Source organism: Micromonospora sp. PLK6-60, from assembly GCF_019890675.1.
Lineage (GTDB): Bacteria > Actinomycetota > Actinomycetes > Mycobacteriales > Micromonosporaceae > Micromonospora.
The window spans coordinates 120,221-136,592 of record NZ_JAIOAA010000007.1 but is presented as its reverse complement, the minus strand read 5'-3'; the positions used below and the strand labels follow the sequence as shown (position 1 = coordinate 136,592).

General features: G+C 73.8%; 13 protein-coding genes. 4 read left to right on the top strand and 9 right to left on the bottom strand.

The window, feature by feature from the left end; translation table 11 throughout:
- Positions 1-17: 17 nt before the first annotated feature.
- The 3 genes from K7640_RS16020 to K7640_RS16010 form a co-directional block, all read right to left on the bottom strand.
- A complete protein-coding gene (locus tag K7640_RS16020) occupies positions 18-1,031 on the bottom strand; it encodes a B12-binding domain-containing protein (RefSeq protein ID WP_222955630.1) in 1,014 nt (337 codons plus the stop codon).
- Positions 1,028-2,695: a PP2C family protein-serine/threonine phosphatase gene (locus K7640_RS16015; RefSeq protein ID WP_222955629.1), complete on the bottom strand. Its 1,668-nt coding sequence runs from the start codon at positions 2,693-2,695 to the stop codon at positions 1,028-1,030. Before K7640_RS16015 ends, K7640_RS16020 begins: the two co-directional genes overlap by 4 nt.
- Positions 2,696-2,819: 124 nt before the next feature.
- Positions 2,820-4,079, bottom strand: coding sequence for an ROK family protein (locus K7640_RS16010; RefSeq protein ID WP_222955628.1), 1,260 nt, complete (start codon positions 4,077-4,079; stop codon positions 2,820-2,822).
- Between the two features lie 53 nt (positions 4,080-4,132).
- Between K7640_RS16010 and xylA the strand changes: the two genes are divergently transcribed.
- From xylA to K7640_RS15995, 3 genes are all read left to right on the top strand, one after another.
- Positions 4,133-5,320 carry a xylose isomerase gene (xylA, locus tag K7640_RS16005; RefSeq protein ID WP_222955627.1) on the top strand — a complete coding sequence of 396 codons (1,188 nt, stop codon included), beginning with the start codon at positions 4,133-4,135 and terminating at the stop codon, positions 5,318-5,320.
- 11 nt (positions 5,321-5,331) lie between these two features.
- The gene (gene xylB, locus K7640_RS16000; RefSeq protein WP_222955626.1) at positions 5,332-6,777 is read left to right on the top strand and encodes a xylulokinase; all 1,446 of its coding nucleotides are present in this window, start codon (positions 5,332-5,334) and stop codon (positions 6,775-6,777) included.
- Positions 6,778-6,891: 114 nt separating this feature from the next.
- On the top strand, positions 6,892-8,325 hold the full coding sequence (locus tag K7640_RS15995) for an MFS transporter (protein WP_374198092.1): 1,434 nt from the start codon (positions 6,892-6,894) through the stop codon (positions 8,323-8,325).
- A gap of 85 nt (positions 8,326-8,410) precedes the next feature.
- On the opposite strand, the gene K7640_RS15990 is transcribed toward K7640_RS15995, so the two are convergent.
- The 5 genes from K7640_RS15990 to K7640_RS15970 form a co-directional block, all read right to left on the bottom strand.
- Positions 8,411-10,090, bottom strand: a complete 1,680-nt coding sequence (locus K7640_RS15990) for a glycoside hydrolase family 13 protein (protein WP_222955792.1) — start codon at positions 10,088-10,090, stop codon at positions 8,411-8,413.
- A gap of 83 nt (positions 10,091-10,173) precedes the next feature.
- Positions 10,174-11,247: a LacI family DNA-binding transcriptional regulator gene (locus K7640_RS15985; RefSeq protein WP_222955625.1), complete on the bottom strand. Its 1,074-nt coding sequence runs from the start codon at positions 11,245-11,247 to the stop codon at positions 10,174-10,176.
- Positions 11,248-11,311: 64 nt separating this feature from the next.
- The gene (locus K7640_RS15980) at positions 11,312-12,271 is read right to left on the bottom strand and encodes a carbohydrate ABC transporter permease (RefSeq protein WP_222955624.1); all 960 of its coding nucleotides are present in this window, start codon (positions 12,269-12,271) and stop codon (positions 11,312-11,314) included.
- Between the two features lies 1 nt (position 12,272).
- Entirely contained in the window at positions 12,273-13,319 is a 1,047-nt protein-coding gene (locus K7640_RS15975; protein WP_222955623.1) for a carbohydrate ABC transporter permease, read from the bottom strand.
- Between the two features lie 68 nt (positions 13,320-13,387).
- Positions 13,388-14,731: an ABC transporter substrate-binding protein gene (locus K7640_RS15970; protein ID WP_222955622.1), complete on the bottom strand. Its 1,344-nt coding sequence runs from the start codon at positions 14,729-14,731 to the stop codon at positions 13,388-13,390.
- A 259-nt stretch (positions 14,732-14,990) separates the two neighbouring features.
- Here K7640_RS15970 and K7640_RS15965 point away from each other — a divergent pair, with 259 nt between their 5' ends.
- Complete coding sequence (locus K7640_RS15965) at positions 14,991-15,764, top strand: M23 family metallopeptidase (protein WP_222955621.1); 774 nt, start codon at positions 14,991-14,993, stop codon at positions 15,762-15,764.
- A 45-nt stretch (positions 15,765-15,809) separates the two neighbouring features.
- Here the strand turns inward: K7640_RS15965 and K7640_RS15960 are convergent, their stop codons facing one another.
- A complete protein-coding gene (locus tag K7640_RS15960; protein ID WP_222955620.1) occupies positions 15,810-16,307 on the bottom strand; it encodes a TspO/MBR family protein in 498 nt (165 codons plus the stop codon).
- Between the last annotated feature and the right edge of the window lie 65 nt (positions 16,308-16,372).

Below are 16,372 nucleotides of genomic sequence, written 5' to 3'. Positions count from 1 at the left end.
ATCCGACCGGCACCGGTTCACCCACCGAGGAGCGCCTGGCGGGCCCGGCGCAGGTAGTCGCCGGAGCGGGGATGCTCGGCCAGGGCGGTGGTGCCGGCGTCCAGCACCCCGGCCAGCAGCCGCCGCCCGTCGGGGTGGCTGGAGAAGACCTCGGACTGCCAGCCGAGGAAGTCCGTCAGCACCCGTGGATCACCGACCCGGATCGCCGCCGCCAGCGCGTCGACCAGGTGGGCGACCGAATCGGCCAGCTCGTCGGCGTCCTCGTCGGCCGGGGCCGTCGCCTGGAGGGCGAACCGCACGATCTCCCGGCGCCGGCGCAGCACGGCCACGTACTCGTCGTCGTGCGGTGCCGGCGCGGCCGGGGCGGCGGCGAGCGGCCCCCGCAGCAGCCGGGCGGCGTCCCGGGCCGAGCCGCCCCACGCGGCGGCCCCGACCGCGGCGGCCCAGCGGCCGTCCGGGCCGAACCCCGGCCCACCGGCGACCACCGGCACGCCGGCCGAGTGGCACGCCTCCACCATCCGGGCGGCCCGCACCAGCCGGGTCGACTGCAGACAGCTGAGCAGCACCGCGTCCGGCCCGGTCTGGTGCAGGTAGGAGACCAGGTGCCGGGCCGGCACGCTGGCCCCGAGGAAGGTGACCTCCCAGCCGTCGGCGCGCAGCACCTCCGCGACGATCCGGGCCGGCAACGCGTGCCACTCGCCCTCCACACACGCCAGCACCACCCGCCCCCGGACGCTCCGCCCGGGCGCCCGGACCGCGACCGCGGCGACCACCAGCTCGCTGACGTGGGTGGCGGCGTGCTCCTGGGGGACGCTCCACCGCCCGGTGAGCCACCGCCGGCCGACCTCCCGCTGGGCCTCCGCCACCAGGTCGACCAGCACGTCGGCGACCGACGCGCCCGCGTCGAGCAGGCCGGTGGCGAGCCGCACCGCGCCGGCCTGGTCGGCCCGGTCCAGGCAGTCGAGGTACGCCCCGACCACCGCCGGATCGACCGCCGGCCCGGGCCCGCCGGCCTCGTCGAGCGGCGTCACCCGCGTGCCGCGGCGCCGATGACGAGCATCGCGATGTCGTCCTGGCCGGGCCCGTCGAGCCACTCGTCGACGAGCTGGAGCAGCCGTTCCACCACCACGGCGGGCGGCAGGCCGACCGCCGACGCGAACGCCCGGCGCAGCCGCTCCTCGCCGAACATCCGCATGTCCCGCGGCCCGCCCCGGGCGTCGGTCACCCCGTCCGTGTAGGCCAGCAGCAGATCCCCGGGCGCGAGCCGGACCTCCGCCTCGACGAACCGGGGGGCGGCCAGCGCGCCGATCGGCATGCCGCCGACGGTGACCTGGCTGACCGTGCCGTCGGCGCGGGCCACCAGCGGTGCGGGGTGACCGCCACCGGCGAACCGGATCCGCAGCCCGCCGTCGGGCCCACCGGTGAGCGTGCCGAGCAGCAGGGTGGTGAACTGGTTGCGCCGGGCCGCGTCCGGCGAGTCGAGCAGCGCCCGGTTGAGCAGGTGCAGCAGTTCCCGGGGCCGGTTCTCGACCAGCCGGAGCGTCTGCAGGGACTGGCGTACCCGACCGGTGAGCACGGCCGCCCCGACGCCCTTGCCGCACACGTCGCCGAGGGCGAACATCGCCCCGTCGGCGGTGCGGAAGACCTCGTAGAAGTCGCCGCCGATGCGCAGGCTGTCGCCGGCCGCGCGGTATCCGCCGGCCAGGCTCACCCCGGGCACGGCCGGCAGCTCGGGCGGGAGCAGGCTCTGCTGGAGCACCCGGGCCAGGTGGGTCTGCTCGCCGTACAGCTCGGCGGCGGCCAGGGCCGCGCCGGCCCGGGCGGCGAACTCCCGGGCCATCTCGATCTCGCGCCGGTCGAAGCCGACCCGGTCGCGGTGCCGGATCAGGATCAGCGCCCCCGCCGGGCCACCGGCGCTGAGCATCGGACTGACCAGCACGGTGCCCGGCCGGCCGAACCCGGCGGGCAGCAGCGGGGCCAGGTCGGCCAGTTCGGCGTCGAGCCAGGGGGTGGGCTCGGTGCCGTCGCCGTCGAGCGCCTCGGCGAGCCCCGGCACCGAACCGGCCAGCTCTTCGTCGCCGACGCCGGTGACCGGGGCGGACTCGCCGTCGGCGTACCGGAGCCAGTGCGGCTGCGGGACGGCGGGCTGGTGATGGATCACGATCGCCGCGTCCGCGAGATAGGGGACCGGCAGCGTGGCGGTCGCCCGGAGCGTCTGTTCGCGGTGCAGGGACAGCCCGAGCCGGCTGCCCGCCTGAGCCAGGAAGGCCGTCCGGGAACGCTCCGTGAGCAGGGCGTCGGTGCGGGCCTGCTCCTCGGTCACGTCCCGCACGTACCAGGCGCAGCGGTCGCCGGCGAGCCGGCGGCGGGTGCCGCGCAGCCGTCGGCCGAGGTGTTCGGAGTCGAAGGTGTCCGCGTCGGTGCGGACCGCCTCCGCCAGCGCCGGCACGGCGCAACCGGCCAGGTCGGTGCCGGGCCGCAGGTCCGGCAGCAGCTCGCCGGCCATCGCGTTGACAAGCGTCACCACGCCGGCCCGGTCGGCGGTGACGACCGCCTCGGCGAGCCCGTCCAACAGCTCGCGGGCGAGCCGGGAGTCGGCCGGCAGGGGTGTGGCCGGCAGCGGGGCCGCGGGCGGTCGGGCAGCCGCACCGCCGCCGCTGACGGGCCCCGCGAGACCCCGCTGGGCGGCGGTCACCGCGGCCCAGGAGGCGCCGGCGCCTGTCGACGACCTGTGCCCATGCTGATAGTGCGCTCCTCGGTCCGGACCGTTGCCTACCGGCAAGGATACCGATGGGTATCCGGAAGCGCCCAGCCAGCGGTCAGCCGGAGCGGGCCAGCCAGCCGACCGGCCGGGCGATGACGGCGCGGACCACCGAGCCGGCCCCGCCGACGGCGGCCGAGCGGGGACCGAGCGCGGCCGGACGGACGGTGACCTCCGCCCACCGCGCGGTGAGCACCCGGCGGGACAGTTCGGTGAGGATCGCCGGGCACAACCAGGGCGCCAGGGTGGCGTAACCACCACCGAGCACGACCGTGTCCAGGTCGAGAAGGTTCACCACGGCGGAAACCGCCACCCCGAGCGCCGTTCCGGCGTCGTGCAGCGCGGTCAGGGCGGCCTGGTCGCCGTCGGCGGCCAGGCCGGCGAGCGTGGTGGTCGCGGTGTCCGCCGGCAGGTCCGTCCCGGTCAGCCCGGCGGCGGTGAGGATGGCCTCCTGGCCGGCGTACCGCTCCAGGCAGCCCCGGCCGCCGCAGCGGCAGGGCCGGCCGTCGGGGCGGACCGGCACGTGACCGATCTCGCCGCTCCAGCCCCGCGCGCCCCGGAAGAGCGAGCCGTTCAGCACGATGCCGGCGCCGATGCCGACCTCACCGGAGATGTGCAGGAAGCTGGGCGCCCCGGGCGGACCGGCGTGCAACTCGCCCAGGGCGGCCAGGTTGGCCTCGTTGTCGACCACCAGCGGTGGCACTCCCGGCACCGGATCGATCCGCAGCCGGTCGGCGAGCAGGCCGGGCACGTCCACGTCCCGCCAGCCCAGGTTCGGCGCGAGCCGGACCAGGCCGTGCGCGTCGACCAGGCCGGGCACCGCGAGGGTGGCGCCGGCGAGGACCAGGCCCTCCCGGTCGGCCGCCGCGTGGGCGTCGGCGGCGAGGGCGGCGAGCCGGGCCACCGCGTCGGCGGGGGAGACCGGCCGCAGGTCGGCCCGGTGTACGACGTGGTGGCGCACCGTGCCGGCGAGGTCGACCACGCAGGCGGCCAGGTAGTCGACGTTGATCTCCAGGCCGAGCCCGGCCGGGCCGTGGTCGGCCAGCACCAGCCCCCGGGCCGGTCGCCCGGCCCCGCTGCGGGGCGCCGGCGCCGACTCGCACACCAGCCGGCCACCGATCAGGTCGTCGACGACGGCGGAGACGGTGGCCCGGGTGAGCCCGGTGTCGGTGGCCAGGTCGGCCCGGGAGGGCGGCCGGGCGGCGGCGGCGATCCGGCCGAGGACCACGGCGAGGTTCAGCTCGCGCAGGCTGCCCTGGCGAACCGCCCCGACGGCACTGGTGGTCGTCACCCCTTGACACTGCCACACGCCGGTCATTTAATTCAACCACTGAACAAATTGCGGCCCCGCCCACCACCCCGGAGGTTCCCATGGCACCCCGTCCCACCCCCGCCGACAAGTTCTCCTTCGGTCTCTGGACCGTGGGCTGGCCCGCGCGTGACCCGTTCGGCGACGCCACCCGCCCGGAGCTGGACGCGGTCGAGGCCGTGCACCGCCTCGCCGAGCTCGGCGCGTACGGGATCACCTTCCACGACGACGACCTGATCCCCTTCGGCGCGGACGCCGCCACCCGCGACGCCCAGATCGCCCGGTTCCGCAAGGCCCTCGACGAGACCGGCCTGGTCGTGCCGATGGTCACCACCAACCTCTTCACCCACCCGGTGTTCAAGGACGGCGGCTTCACCAGCAACGACCGCGACGTGCGCCGGTACGCGCTGCGCAAGGTGCTGCGCAACGTGGACCTCGCCGCCGAGCTGGGCGCCCGCACCTTCGTGATGTGGGGCGGCCGGGAGGGCGCCGAGTACGACGTGGCCAAGGACGTCCGGGCGGCGCTGGACCGCTACCGGGAGGCCGTCGACCTGCTCTGCCAGTACGTCCTCGACCGCGGCTACGACCTGCGCTTCGCCCTGGAGCCCAAGCCGAACGAGCCGCGTGGCGACATCCTGCTGCCCACCGTCGGGCACGCGCTGGCCTTCATCTCCACCCTGGCCCACTCCGAGATGGTCGGGCTCAACCCGGAGGTCGGCCACGAGCAGATGGCCGGGCTGAACTACGCGCACGGCATCGCCCAGGCGCTCTGGCAGGGCAAGCTGTTCCACCTCGACCTCAACGGCCAGCGCGGCATCAAGTACGACCAGGACCTGGTCTTCGGCCACGGCGACCTGATGAACGCGTTCGCCCTGGTCGACCTGCTGGAGAACGGCGGACCGGACGGCGCCCCCGCGTACGACGGGCCGCGGCACTTCGACTACAAGCCCTCGCGCACCGAGGACATCGCCGGGGTGTGGGCCTCGGCGGAGGCGAACATGCGCACCTACCTGCTGCTCAAGGAGCGGGCGGCGGCGTTCCGGGCCGACCCGGAGGTGGCCGAGGCGCTCGCCGCCAGCAAGGTCGCCGACCTGGCCACCCCGACGCTGGGCGCCGGTGAGGGCTACGCCGAGCTGCTCGCCGACCGGTCCGCGTTCGAGGAGTACGACCCGGAGGCGGCCGGCGCCCAGGGCTACGGCTTCGTCCGGCTCAACCAGCTCGCCGTCGAGCACCTGCTCGGCGCGCGCTGAGGCGGCCCGGCATGCCGCTCGTCGCGGGGGTCGACTCGTCCACCCAGTCCTGCAAGGTCGTCGTCCGGGACGCCGAGACCGGGGCGCTGGTCCGGCAGGGCCGCGCGCCGCACCCGGACGGCACCGAGGTCGACCCGGCGGCCTGGTGGGACGCGCTGCGCACGGCGGTGGCGGAGGCCGGCGGGCTGGCCGACGTGGCCGCCGTCTCCGTCGCCGGCCAGCAGCACGGCATGGTCTGCCTGGACGAGGCGGGCGAGGTGGTCCGCCCGGCGCTGCTGTGGAACGACACCCGCTCCGCCGACGCGGCCCGGGACCTGATCGCCGAGGCGGGCGAGGGTGCGGCGGGCGCCCGGTTCTGGGCCGAGGCCACCGGCAGCGTGCCGGTGGCCAGCTTCACCGCCACCAAGCTGCGCTGGCTGGCCCGACACGAGCCGGACAACGCCGCAAGGGTCGCCGCCGTCTGCCTGCCGCACGACTGGCTGACCTGGCGGCTGGCCGGCGCGCCCGGGCTGGCCGGGCTGCGCACCGACCGGGGTGACGCCAGCGGCACCGGCTACTGGTCCCCCCGGACCGGGGAGTACCGCCTGGACCTGCTGGAACAGGCCCTCGGCCGGCGGGTCGAGGTGCCGGTGGTGCTCGGCCCGGCCGAGGTGGCCGGTCAGCTCGACCCGAGCGTGCTCGCCGGGTCGGGCGGCGGGGCGGCGGCCGCCCTGCTCGGGCCCGGCACCGGGGACAACGCCGCCGCCGCGCTCGGGGTGGGGGCCGGCCCGGGCGACGTGGTCGTCTCGATCGGCACCTCCGGCTGCGTGTCCGCGATCGCCGACGCCCCGGCCGGCGACCCGTCCGGCATCGTGGCCGGCTTCGCCGACGCCACCGGCCGGTTCCTGCCGCTGGTCTGCACGCTCAACGCGGCCCGGGTGCTGGACACGGCCGCCGCGCTGCTCGGCGTCGACCTGGCCACGCTGGCCGAGCTGGCGGTGGCCGCCCCGCCCGGCGCGGACGGCCTGGTGATGGTGCCGTACCTGGAGGGGGAGCGGACCCCCAACCGGCCGGACGCCACCGGCTCGGTGCACGGGCTGACCCTGCGCACCGGGACGCCGGCCCACCTGGCCCGGGCGGCGGTGGAGGGGATGCTCTGCGCGCTCGCCGACGGGCTGGACGCGCTGCGCGGGCAGGGCGCCCGGGTCGACCGGGTGCTGCTGGTCGGCGGGGGCGCCCGCTCGGAAGCGGTCCGGCGGATCGCCCCGCAGGTCTTCGGCTGCCCGGTGGTGGTGCCACCGCCCGGGGAGTACGTCGCCGACGGCGCGGCCCGCCAGGCCGCGTGGGTCGTCCAGGGCGGCGCGGCCCCGCCGTCGTGGCCGCTCACCGGCGCCGAGGAGTACGCGGCCGACCCGGTGCCGGCCATCCGTGACCGGTACGCCCAGGCCCGCGACCACACCCTGTCCCGGCTGAGCTGACCACCCCGCCCCGGTCGACCCGGGGGAACCGCCGGCCGAGCAGATCGGCAGGTCACCGGTTCCCCTGGGTCGACCCACCGGGCATGCTGGTGCGGTGATCGTGGCGGTGGCGGGGTGAGCGGGGCGAACGCGGGCCTGCGGCGGCGGGGTGGCTGGTGGGGCGGCGGCACCGTGCACCGGTTCTACAGCGTGGTGGTGTTCGTGGTGCTCGCCTCGCTGGACAACGTGGCGATCGGCCTGGTGCCCCCGCTCTACGAGCCGATCTCCGCCGCGTTCAACGTGCCGCAGCGGCTGCTCGGGCTGGTCACCGCGGTGAGCTTCCTGGTCAGCGCGGTCGCCGCGGTGGGCTGGGCGTACGTGGGGGACCGGAGCAACCGCAAGCCGCTGCTGATGGTGGGCACGCTGATCTGGGCGGCCGGCACCGGCGGCAGCGCGTACGCCGGGGACTATCCGACGTTCCTGGCGGCCCAACTGGTGGCGGCGGTCGGCCTCGGCGCGGTCGGCTCGGTGGGCTTCTCCGTGGTCACCGACCTGATCTCGCCGCGCCGGCGCGGGCTGGTGATGAGCTTCTGGGGGCTCTCCCAGGGCGTCGGCACCCTCGCCGGCACGCTGACCGGCGGCCTGCTCGGCGCCGTCGACTGGCGGCGGCCGTTCCTGCTGCTGACCGTGGTGGGACTGGCGGCCACGGCGGCGTACCTGTTCACCTACGACATCCAGCGTGGGCAGAGCGAACCGGAACTGGCCGCGGTGCTCGACGCCGGCGGCGAGTACGACTACCGGATCAGCCGCGCCGACCTGCCCCGGATCCTGGCCCGGCGGACCAACCGCTGGCTGATCCTGCAGGGCCTGACCGCGCAGGCGGCCTTCGGATCGCTGGTCTGGCTGCCGGTGCTCTTCGCCGAGCGGGCCCGGGCGCAGGGCTACTCGCCGGCGACCGCGGTGGTGGTGGGCAGCGTCTTCGCCACCCTGTTTCAGCTCGGCGGGGTGCTGTCGATCGTGGGCGGCCTGGTCGGCGACGCGCTGCAACGGCGTACGCCGAGCGGGCGGGCCCTGGTCGCGGCCGTGGGCATCCTCGCGGCCGTGCCCTTCTACCTGGTGCTCTTCTTCGTGCCGATTCGCATCGACGTGCCGGACGGGGCGGGCTCCGGCGCGGTGGTCCGGGCGGTGCTGGCCAGCGTGGTGAGCGAACCCACGGTCGGGCTGAGCCTGCTCACCGCCGTCCTCGCCCTGGCGCTGACGTCGGCCAACTCGCCGAACTGGTTCGCGCTGATCGCCGACGTCAACCCGCCCGAGCACCGCGGCACGGTGTACAGCCTGGGCAACCTGGTGAACGGGGTCGGCCGGGCGGCCGGCAACGGGCTGGTCGGGGTGGCCTTCCACGGGCTGCGGGCGGCGTTCCCGCCGCCACTGAACTACGCGGTGGGGCTGGCCGCGTTCCAGCTCTTCTTCCTGCCCACCGGGATCATGTACTGGCTGGCGGCCCGGACCTCGCCCCGCGACATCGACGACGTGCACGACCTGCTCCACACCCGCGCCGACCGCGGGTAAGGAGGGGCCCCCTGTTAACGCATTCTGTATAGGAGGGGCCCCCTGTTAACACTCAAGGTGTTAACAGGGGGCCCCTCCTTACACCTCAGGCGCGGACCCAGACCGTCACGTCGGTGGGCACCCCGCCGGCGGGGTCGAGCGGCGCGCTGGACGCCAGCAGCTCGCCCTCGGGCACCGGCACCGGCGCCGGCCCGAAGTTGGTAAGCACGGTGATCCCGTCGTTGGCGAAGGTCAGCACCTCGTCGCCGGAGGAGAGCCAGCGCAGCGTGCCCCGGCCGAGCCCGTGCTCCCGGCGCAGCCGCAGCGCGGTGCGGTACAGCTCGTACGTCGAACCGGGCACCCCGCGCTGCCGGTCCAGCGCGTACTCGGCCCAGCTCGGCGGCTGCGGCAGCCAGCTGGCGTCGGTCGGCCCGAAGCCGTACGACGGCGCGTCGGCCTCCCACGGGATGGGCACCCGGCAGCCGTCCCGCCCGCGTACGGTGTGCCCGCTGCGCACCCAGGTCGGGTCCTGGCGGGCCTCGTCGGGCATCGTGGTGTGCTCCGGCAGGCCCAGTTCCTCACCCTGGTACAGGTAGGCGGAGCCGGGCAGGGCGAGCATCAGCAGGGTGGCCGCCCGGGCCCGGCGCAGACCGGTCGGGGCGTCCGGCTGGGGGTCGCCGGCGCCGATGCCGTTCGGCCGGCCGCCGGTCAGGGTGGTGGCGAGGCCGAGCCGGGAGGCGTGCCGCACCACGTCGTGGTTGGAGAGCACCCAGGTGGTGGGCGCGCCGACCGCGTCGGTCGCCTCCAGTGAGCGGGTGATCACCGCGTACTGGGCGGGCGCGCTCCAGGCGGCCAGCAGGTACTCGAAGTTGAACGCCTGGTGCATCTCGTCCGGGCGCACGTACCGGGCCAGCCGTTCGGCGGGCTCGACCCAGGCCTCGGCGACCAGGATCCGCTCCCCGCCGTAGGAGTCGAGCAGCCGGCGCCACTCCCGGTAGATCTCGTGCACGCCGTCCTGGTCCCACATCGGCGGGCGGGGCTTCTCCACCTCCGCGCCGGAGAGGATCTCCTGCGGCTCCTGCCAGTCGGCCAGGTCGGCCTGCTTGATCAGGCCGTGCGCGACGTCCACCCGGAACCCGTCCACGCCGCGATCCAGCCAGAACCGGAGGACGTCCAGGAACTCGGCCCGCACCTCGGGGTGGTCCCAGTTCAGGTCCGGCTGGGCGGTGTCGAACAGGTGCAGGTACCACTGGCCGGGCCGGCCGTCCGGGTCGGTGACCCGGGTCCAGGCGGGCCCGCCGAAGACGCTCTGCCAGTCGTTCGGCGGCTGCGCGCCGTCCGGGCCGAGACCGTCGCGGAAGACGTACCGGGCCCGCTCCGGGCTGCCGGGGCCGGCGGCCAGCGCCGCGGTGAACCACCGGTGCGCCGAGGAGGTGTGGTTCGGCACCAGGTCGACGATGACCTTGAGCCCCTTGGCCCGCGCCTCGGCGATCAGCTTGTCCGCGTCCTCCAGCGTGCCGAACAGCGGGTCGACGTCCCGGTAGTCGGCCACGTCGTAGCCGGCGTCCGCCTGCGGCGACGGGTAGAACGGGGACAGCCACACCGCGTCGACCCCCAGCTCGGCGAGGTGGCCGAGGCGGGCGGTGATGCCGGGCAGGTCGCCGAAGCCGTCGCCGTCGGAGTCGGCGAACGAGCGCGGATAGATCTGGTAGATGACGGCTTCGGTCCACCAGCCGGTGGCCGGGCCGCCGGTCGTGTCCTGGGTCGTCGTCGGTGTGGTGTTCAGGGCGGTCTCCCGTGTGTCGAGCCGGGTTGCGCGGCGCCGGATGGTTGCTTCAGTCTGCCCGCCGGGCGGGCGGGCGAACCTGTTCAGTCTGCCCGGGGTGGGGCGGTGGATTCCCGGACGACCAGGCGGGTGGGCAGGATCACCGGGGCCGCCGCCGCGGGCCGCGCCGGGTCCGCGTCGCCGCGGGGGCGGGGGGCCGCGGCGTACGCCGCGAGGTCCCGGCCGCCCAGCGGGTCGAGCAGCAGCCGGGCGGCGAGCAAACCCTGCTCGGCGGCGGGCTGCGCGACGGTGCTCAGCCCGAGCACGCCGGACAGGTCGTGGTCGTCGATGCCGATCACGCTGACGTCCTGCGGCACCCGCAGTCCGGCGTCGCGCAGCGCGGTCAGCGCTCCCATCGCCATCTCGTCGCAGGCGGCGAAGATGGCGGTGGGTGGCTCGCCCCGGGCCAGCAGTTCCGCGGCGGCGCGGTGGCCGCCGTCGATGCTGAACGTCGACTCCACGTCGAGGCTGGGGTCGGCCGGCAGACCCGCCGCCCGCAGCTCCGCCCGGTAGCCGCGACGCCGGTCCAGGTGGGCGGTGAAGGCCAGTTCGTCGTCCGGGTCGCCGGAGATGTGCGCGATCCGTCGGTGCCCCAGGTCGAGCAGGTGCCGGGTGGCGGCGCGGGCGGCGGCGACGTCGTCTATCCGGACGCACGGCCAGCCGGGTACGTCGGTGCCGGAGCTGACCGTCACCCCGGGCAGGTCGAGGGCGGCCAGCGCGGCCCGGTCGGCCGGCCGCAGCGGGGTGGCCACCAGCATCATCGCGTCGACCCGCTTGTGCAGGTTGGCGGTACGCAGCACCCGCTGCCGGGTCTGCTCCCGCCCGCCGAGGTTGTGCAGCAGCAGGTCGTAACCGGACTGGTGGAGGAACTCCTCGACCGCCTCGACGACGGTGCTGAAGAACCACCGGGTGATCCGCGGGACGATGACCGCCACGGTGCCGGTCCGGCCGCCCGCCAGGCGCGACGCGCTGGGCGAGACGGCGTACTGGAGTTGCTCGGCGGCGGCGAGCACCCGGCGGCGCGTCGCGGCCGAGACCGTCGGCAGCCCGCGCAGGGCCCGCGAGACCGTGGCCGTCGACACCCCGGCCAACCGCGCGACGTCGTCAATCCTCGTCACGGCATCCTGTTTCCCCGTCCACCCCCGCCGCCGCCCGGTTGCCCGGGCGACGGCGGTGCGTGGTTCAGCCCTTGACGCTGCCGGCGAGCAGGCCGCGGACGAAGTAGCGCTGCAGGGACAGGAACACGATCAGCGGTACGACGATCGAGACGAAGGCGCCCGCCGTCAACCGTTGCCACTCGTTGCCCCGGGTGCCGGCCAGCTCGGCGAGCCGGACGGTCAGCGGGGCGGTGTCGCTGGTGCCCCCGGCGAAGATCAGCGCCACCAGCAGGTCGTTCCAGACCCAGAGGAACTGGAAGATGCCGATCGCGGCCAGGGCCGGGGTGATCAGCGGCAGCACGATGGTGCGGAAGATCTTCGGGTGGGTGGCCCCGTCGACCCGGGCCGCCTCCATCAGGTCGCCGGGTAGCTGCGACACGAAGTTGTGCAGCAGGTACACGGCGAACGGCAGCGCGAAACAGGTGTGCGCGAACCACACCTGGGCGAACTTCTGTTCGTCGACCAGGTCCCAGGCGGGAAGGATCTGAACCCCGCCGACGGTGACCCCGGTGGAGAAGAACCGCAGCAGCGGCACCAGCGCCATCTGCAGCGGCACGATCTGCAACGCGAAGATGCCGATGTAGACCCAGTCCCGGCCCCGGAATTTGATCCAGGCCAGCGCGTACGCGGCGAGCGAGGCGAAGGCCAGTGGGAAGAGCACCGACGGGATGGTGATGGCCAGCGAGTTGATGAAGTAGCTGGCCAGCCGTCCCGACGAGGATCCGCTGAAGAGCACCTGCTGGTAGTTCTCCAGGGTGAACTGCGGGTCGCCGAAGAAGGTCCACCAGCCGGTGGTCTTGATCTGGTCCGCGGGCCGGAACGAGGAGACGAACAGGCCGAAGGTCGGCACCGTCCAGAGCAGCGCCAGCACGATCGACACCACGGTGGCGGTGCGGCTGTTCAGGCGCTTGCGGACCCGGCCGGCCCGGGTGAGCTTCTCGGGGGGTTGTGCGCCGACTCCGACGGTGGGCGTGGCGGTGGTCATCTCAGCCCTCCCGCTGCTGACGCAGGTTGCGGATCTGGTAGATCACCAGCGGTAGGACCAGGACGAACAGGAAGACGGCCAGGGCGGAGCCCCGCCCGGTCTCCTGGTACCGGAACGCCTGGTTGTACATCTCGTTGGCGATCACACTGGTGTCGTAGTTGCCGTTGGTGGCGGTCCGGACGATGTCGAAGACCTTGAGGGTGGCGATCGAGATCGTCACCACCACCACGATCAGCGCCGGACGGATGCTCGGCATGGTGATCTGCCAGAACATCTGCCACGGGGTGGTCCCGTCGAGCCGGGCCGCCTCGATGATGTCCGCCGGGATGGCCTTGATGGCGGCGGAGAGCACCACCATGGCGAAGCCGGCCTGGATCCAGATCATGATCACGATGAGCAGGAAGGTGTTCAGCGGCGATTCCAGCAGCCACTGCTTCGGCTCCCCGCCCAGGCTGACCACGATCTGGTTGAGCAGGCCGATCTGGTCGCCCTCACCGCGGTAGGCGTAGACGAACTTCCAGATGATGGCGGCACCGACGAACGAGATCGCCATCGGCAGGAAGATCAGGGACTTGGCCACCGCCTCGAACCGGGCCTTGTCCACCAGCACCGCGTAGATCAGGCCGAACGCGGTGGCCACCAGGGGAACCAGGATCACCCAGGTGAGGGTGTTGGTGAGCACCCGGATGATCGAGCCCTCGGAGAACATCCACCCGTAGTTCTCCAGGCCCACCCAGCCGCTGCCGTCGCGGTTCATGAACGACAGCAGCGTGGTGCGGATGGCCGGCACGACCAGCCCGATCGTGAGGAACAGCAGTGTCGGCAGCAGGAAGAACAGGGCGAACAGCCCCTCCCGCGGCTTGCGCCGGCGGGGCAGCGGGGCGCCGCTCGCCGAGGCGGCGACCAGCTGGGCCTCCCGGCGGCGGGCGAACCAGGCCGGCACCACGTCGAGGAGCAGGAGCAGACCGCCCACCACCGCGACGAAGGCGATCAGCCCGTACATCAGCATGAGGAACTTCGGCGTCTCCCCAGCCCAGTCGAACTCCATCGACCCTCCTTGGGTCCGAGACCGCGGGTGGCCCGGCCCGCCGGAGCGGACCGGGCCACGCCGTCAGATCACTTCGGCCAGCTGCTCTCGATGCCCTGGAGCACGGTGGCGGTGTCCTTGCCGTTGATCCAGTCGACCATGCCCTTCCAGAAGGTGCCCGCGCCGACCGCGGCCGGCATCAGGTCCGAGCCGTCGAACCGGAACTGGGTCTTCGGGTCCTGGAGGATGCCCACGGAGAGCTTGTCCACCGGGTTGGGAACGTTGTTCAGGTCGAGCTTCTTGTTCGCCGACACCCAGTCGCCGATCTTGGCGCGGCTGTTGGCGTACTCGCCGGAGGCCAGGTAGGTCTGCACCGCCTGGACCTCGGGGCGGTCGGCGAAGGCCGCGACGAACTCGCCGCCGCCGAGCACCGGCTTGCCCTGGGCCGGGTCGATGGCCGGGAAGTAGAACGCGAAGACGTCGCCGTCCTCGGCCACCTTGGTGCCCTCGGGCCACTGGTTGGCGTAGAAGGACGCCTGGCGGTGCAGGGCGCACTTGCCGGTGGTGATCGGCGTGCCGGCCTCCTGGAAGGAGGTGGTGGCGATGCTCTTCACGCCGCCGAAGCCGCCGTTGACGTACTTCTCGTTCTTGAGGATGCTGCCGGCCCGGTCGACCGCCTCGGCGACCTTCGGGTCGTTGAACGGGATGCCGTGGGTGGTCCACTGGTCGTAGACCTCGGGGCCGGCCGTGCGCAGCAGCACGTCCTCGATCCAGTCGGTGGCCGGCCAGCCGGTGGCGTCACCGGACTCGATGCCGGCGCACCACGGCTTGGTGCCGGAGCCGGCGATCTCGTCGCTGAGCTTGATCAGGTCGTCCCAGCTCTCGGGGACCTTCCAGCCCTTCTCCTGGAACATCTTCGGCGAGTACCAGACGAACGACTTGACGTTGGAGCCCAGCGGGGCGCCGTAGAACTTGCCGTCGACGGTGCTGTACTTCAGCCAGTCGGGGGAGTAGTTCTGCTCGGCCATGGCCTTGGTGTCGGCGCCGGCCTCCTTCAGCTTGCCGCCGTCGGCGAACCGCTTGAGCAGGCCCGGCTGCGGGATGAAGGCGATGTCGGGGGCGTTGCCGCCGTCGACCCGGACCGGGAGCTGGGCCTCGAACTCGGCCGAACCCTCGTGGTCGATGTCGATGCCGGTGCAGTCCTCGAACTGCTTCCAGGACTGGTCGAGGCGGTCGGCCTCGATCTCCCGGATGGACGAGTAGATGGTGACCTTCTTGCCGTCGTTGCCCTTGTACTTCTCGTATTGCGAGCACTCGGCGGAGCCCGTGTTGTCGCTTCCCTTGTCGTTGCCCGTGCCGCAGGCGGTGGCGCCGAGCGCCAGTCCGAGCACGCCGGCGATCGCGAGAGCCTGGCGTGATCTGGCAAACGCCATGCCGTTCTCCTTCCTTGCCGGCGCGGTCGCAGGTCGGAGGGACCCGAGCGCCGGTCCGATGGGTGGTCCTCACATGTAAGCGCTTGCATGTGGTGCGGTCCACCCCCAGCCGGACACGGCCCGGTAACAATCCAGTAACCCGCTCACCGCTCGTGGATGCGCTCCCACGCACGGTGTCCAGCGGAATGCTTTCCATCGATGCAGGTTTCTGTCACGCTGTGTCGTACGTATTGAAGGTTCTCGACATCGGAGGTGTCGGATGCGTGCACGTTGGTGGAGCCTGCTCGGGGCGGCCCTGCTCGGCGCCGGGTCGTTGCTGGTGCCGGCGGGGCCGGCGCTGGCCGCGCCGACCTTCAAGGTGCCGTTCCCGTGCGGGCAGTCCTGGTCCGGGCAGACCCGCAGCGACCACAGCCCGGCGTACGCGGTCGACTTCAACCGGACCGACGACCTCGGCGACCCGGTGGTGGCCAGCGCGCCCGGCACCGTCGACCGGGTCACCGACCTCGGCGGCACCAGCTACGGCAAGTACGTCCGGATCGACCACGGTGGCGGCTACACCACCTACTACGCGCACCTCAACGGCTTCAACGTCGCCGTCGGCCAGAGCGTCGGCTACGGCAAGGTGATCGGCTGGGTCGGCAGCACCGGCGGCTCGACCGGCCCGCACCTGCACTACGAGCAGCGGCTCAACGGCAACGACATCCAGGTGCGGTTCAACGGGGCGCTCGGGCTCTACTGGGGCACCAAGACCTACACCAGCGACAACAACTGCGCCGGCACCGCCACCGGCACGGTGAACACCGCCGGCGCCAACCTGACCGTCCGGTCCGGGCCGGGCACCGGCTACGCCGCGGTCGACTCGGTCGCCGACGGCGCCAAGGTGACCATCCAGTGCCAGACCGCCGGGACCACCGTCACCGGCACGTACGGCACCAGCAACATCTGGGACCGGATCGGCGCCGGGCGCTACATCGCCGACGCCTACGTCTACACCGGGTACGACGGCTACATCCCCACCGTGCCGCGCTGCTGATCCGGCCGGGCCATCCCCGACTCGGCGGGGGTGGCCCGGCGCCGGTCAGCCGTTGAGGCGCCAGACGGCGAAGTTCAGCGCCGCCGCGAAGGTGACCCAGGCCCAGTAGGGCAGCATCAGCAGGGTGGCCGGCCGGGACACCCGCCGGAACAGCGCCACCGTCAGCCCGATCGCCAGCCACAGCAGCACGACCTCGGCGAACGCCAGGCCGTACTGGCCGGCGCCGAAGAAGAGCGGGGTCCAGACGGCGTTGAGCACCAGCTGGACCACCCAGGCCCAGAGCGCGGGCCCGAAGCCGACCCGCCGCCAGACCAGCCAGCCGGCGATGGCGATCAGGACGTAGAGCACGGTCCAGACCGGGCCGAACAGCCAGTCCGGCGGGGCCCAGGACGGCTGCCGCAGGGCCGCGTACTCGGCCGAGGTGCCGCGGACGCCCAGCCCGCCCACGGCCGCGGCGACGAACACCGCCGCGCCGAACCCGAGCAGCGCCCACCACGTCCGCGCCCCGGTCGGGCGCCCGCGCGTGCGTTCCGACATCTCCATGGTCGAGATGTTTCCGCTCCGGTGACGGGCAAACCCGTCACCGGAGCGCGAACGGCGCCGGGGTC

Excerpts from the sequence above, each read along its gene's own strand:
- K7640_RS15970 (WP_222955622.1), bottom strand. The coding sequence starts at position 14,731 with ATGGCGTTTGCCAGATCACGCCAGGCTCTCGCGATCGCCGGCGTGCTC.
- K7640_RS15980 (WP_222955624.1), bottom strand. The coding sequence starts at position 12,271 with ATGACCACCGCCACGCCCACCGTCGGAGTCGGCGCACAACCCCCCGAG.
- K7640_RS15960 (WP_222955620.1), bottom strand. The coding sequence starts at position 16,307 with ATGGAGATGTCGGAACGCACGCGCGGGCGCCCGACCGGGGCGCGGACG.
- K7640_RS15975 (WP_222955623.1), bottom strand. The coding sequence starts at position 13,319 with ATGGAGTTCGACTGGGCTGGGGAGACGCCGAAGTTCCTCATGCTGATG.
- K7640_RS16010 (WP_222955628.1), bottom strand. The coding sequence starts at position 4,079 with ATGACCGGCGTGTGGCAGTGTCAAGGGGTGACGACCACCAGTGCCGTC.
- K7640_RS15965 (WP_222955621.1), top strand. The coding sequence starts at position 14,991 with ATGCGTGCACGTTGGTGGAGCCTGCTCGGGGCGGCCCTGCTCGGCGCC.
- xylB (WP_222955626.1), top strand. The coding sequence starts at position 5,332 with ATGCCGCTCGTCGCGGGGGTCGACTCGTCCACCCAGTCCTGCAAGGTC.
- xylA (WP_222955627.1), top strand. The coding sequence starts at position 4,133 with ATGGCACCCCGTCCCACCCCCGCCGACAAGTTCTCCTTCGGTCTCTGG.